General features: G+C 75.4%; 2 protein-coding genes. Both read left to right on the forward strand.

Annotated features, from left to right (window positions below):
• Positions 1-394 (forward strand): nucleoside hydrolase (locus PLL68_RS15370; RefSeq protein WP_324535590.1); only part of this gene is annotated, 394 nt, incomplete at its 5' end.
• Positions 391-1,227, forward strand: coding sequence for a ribokinase (locus tag PLL68_RS15375; RefSeq protein WP_324535592.1), 837 nt, complete (start codon positions 391-393; stop codon positions 1,225-1,227). The genes PLL68_RS15370 and PLL68_RS15375, both read left to right, overlap by 4 nt.
• Positions 1,228-1,299: the final 72 nt, after the last annotated feature.

Genomic DNA, 1,299 nt, shown 5'->3' on the forward strand with positions numbered 1-1,299 from the left:
GTACGGCCTCGACGTCTTCTACGACCCGCTCGTCACCGACACCGACGTCGACGGGCTGCGCGCGCTCGGCACCGCGGTCGCCGACCTCGCCGCCGGGCTGATCTCCTTCCACCACCGTCGGTTCGCCAACGCGGGCGCGACGATCGGCGACGCGGGTGCGGTCGGCATCCTCATCGACCCCGACGCGGTGGTGACCCAGCGGCTGCCGGTTCGCGTCGAGCTCACCGGCACCTGGACCCGCGGGCGCACCGTCGTCGACCGACGGGACTGGGACGGTCACCTGGCGCACGACCCGCACGGCCTGGCCCCCGCGCAGGTCGACGTCTGCCTGTCGATCGACGGCCCGCGGATCGCTGAGTTGTGGGTGCGCACCGTGCGGGGGGAGGCGTCATGAGCGGGCGGGTGCTCGTGCTCGGCTCGCTCAACGTCGACCTCGTGACGCGGGTGGAACGGCATCCGCGACCGGGGGAGACGGTGGCCGGCGAGGGCCTGCAGCGGTTGGCCGGTGGCAAGGGGGCGAACCAAGCGGTGGCTGCTGCGGCGGCGGGTGCACCGGTGGCGATGGTGGGCTGCGTCGGCGACGACGCCGGCGGTGCGGCGTACCGGCGCCGGCTCGAGGCCCTGGGGGTGGACGTCGCCGGGCTGCGCGTCTGCCCGGGGGTGCCCACCGGCACGGCGATCGTCACGGTGGCCGACGGCGGCGAGAACTCGATCGTCGTCATCCCCGGTGCCAACGACCTGCTCGACGAGCGTGAGGTCGCGGCGGTCGATGCGCTCGGCCCCGGCGACGTGCTGCTCGTGCAGCTCGAGGTGCCGCGAGCCGTGGTCTGCACGGCGGTGCGGCGGGCCGCTGGTCGCGGGACGCGCGTGGTGCTCAACACCGCACCGTATGCCGCCCTCCCGCCCGACGTCGTCGCCCTCGCCGATCCGGTGGTCGCCAACGAGCACGAGATGGCGGCCCTGGCCGAAGCGGGCGCCGAGCCTCGATCGCTGCTCGTGACCTTCGGCGCGAACGGGGCTGCGTGGGACGGGGCCACGGCACCGGCGCATCCTGTCGCCCCCGGCGAAGTCGTCGACACGACGGGGGCCGGTGACGCGTTCTGCGGAGCGCTCGCCGCAGCCCTGGCCCGCGGCGCCGATCGGGCCGAGGCGCTCGACGCGGCGCTCGCAGCGGGAGCCGCGGCAGTCCGGCATCCGGGCGCGCAACGCGACCCCGAACTCACCTGACGCGGCCCCGGCCCGCACAGAACTTTCTCGCCCGCCGCGCCGCCACCCCGCGCAGAACTTTCTCGCCCGATG

This window comes from Ornithinibacter sp. (assembly GCF_035443565.1).
Taxonomy (GTDB): Bacteria; Actinomycetota; Actinomycetes; order Actinomycetales; family Dermatophilaceae; genus Fodinibacter.